The organism is Streptomyces ziwulingensis, assembly GCF_039542605.1.
In the GTDB taxonomy this organism is placed as follows: Bacteria; Actinomycetota; Actinomycetes; order Streptomycetales; family Streptomycetaceae; genus Streptomyces; species Streptomyces ziwulingensis.
Genome location: NZ_BAABIG010000036.1, coordinates 1 through 1,439, shown reverse-complemented (window position 1 = coordinate 1,439; position 1,439 = coordinate 1). Strand labels below are relative to the sequence as shown.

Annotated in this window: 1 protein-coding gene; it reads left to right on the top strand. The window is 74.3% G+C overall.

Features of this window, described 5'->3' with window-relative positions:
• Positions 1–969 precede the first annotated feature (969 nt).
• On the top strand, positions 970–1,439 hold a 470-nt coding region (locus ABEB00_RS19290; RefSeq protein WP_345621091.1), incomplete at its 3' end, for a hypothetical protein.

Sequence of the window (1,439 nt, the reverse complement as noted above, 5' to 3'; positions counted from 1 at the left end):
TGATGAGTTCGACGCGGGGATGGGGGAGCTGACGCGGGGCTTGCGGACCCGGCTGGAGCTGGAGGCCGCCGCAGATGACCTCTTCGTACGCGCGGCGCACCTGGAGAACGACAGGACACCTGCCGCTTGGACGGACCGGGCCCGCGCGGATCTGCTCTCCGAGTTCGATGATCTGACGCGGACTCTGCCCGGTGAGGACGGTCGTCCGGCCCGTCGGTTGTCGTATGAGGAGTGGCTGGAGCGGCGGCCGGCGCTGGAGTCGGTGGTGGCCGAGCTGCCGGGGCGCTGGGAGGCGCGGCTGCGGGCCATGGAGGTGGAGGAGGGCCTGCGTGCCCGGGTCGAGGAGCATGTGGAGGAGGCGCGTGCGCGGTGGCTGACGGAGGCGGGGCGTGATCCGGGGGAGGCTGCCGCGGTCGACGGTGAGGCGGTGGTGGCCGGTCACCGTGCCGACCTGGCCGCCGAGGGTGAGCGGGTGCTGGCCGGGCGGGAGCGGCGGGAGCTGAGTGCCGGGGAGTGGGACACCTACGCGGAGCGGATGCGGCAGGCCGACGGGCGTCTGGTGGAGCAGTTGCCGGTGCGGCTGGATTTCCAGGTGGGGCTGGAGCGGGGGCTGGCCGAGGCGGATCTGATGGTCGAGCGGCTGGACGCGCAGGGGCCTGGTGTCGAGCGTGCGCGGGAGGGTCTGCGGGAGGACGTGACCCGGGTCTTCACGGAGCTGGCGGGGCGGGCCGGGGACGGTTCGTGGGGCCGGGGGCGGGTGGCGGCCGGGGAGGCGGTGTTGCTGGGGGAGTATCTGCCGGTGGCGCGGCGTTCGCTGGCGGACCGGGTGGGGCTGGAGTACGGCATGGAGGGTGCTCTGCGGGAGGGCGGTGANGGGGGCGGGTGGCGGCCGGGGAGGCGGTGTTGCTGGGGGAGTATCTGCCGGTGGCGCGGCGTTCGCTGGCGGACCGGGTGGGGCTGGAGTACGGCATGGAGGGTGCTCTGCGGGAGGGCGGTGAGAGTTTCCACCGGCTGACCGCCGAGCGTGGTGAGGTGACCGGGCGGGAGCGTCTGCGGCACGGTGTGGAGGAGGAGACCCGGGAGCGGCTGGCGGGGGAGTTCCGGGGCGAGTGGATGCGCCGGTATCACGAGGTGTACGGCCCGTCCGAGCGTGATCTGGACGCCTGGCTGGCGCGTGAGCGGGACAGTGGTGACGCGTTCGGCGGGACGGTCCGTTCGGAGTGGGAGGCGTTGGGCGAGGAGGTCGCCAGGCCGTTTGACGCGGCCGGGCGGGGCCGTGCGGAGGCGGACGCGGTGGCCGCCGGTGAGCAGGCCCGGCGGGAGAACCAGGAGTGGCGGCGGCGGATGGCCGCCAACTTCCAGAGTTTCCTGGGCAAGGGCGCGGTGCTGGAGGAACTGGCGGGCGCGGCCGAGGCCCGGGTGGGGGAGATCCGTTCGGC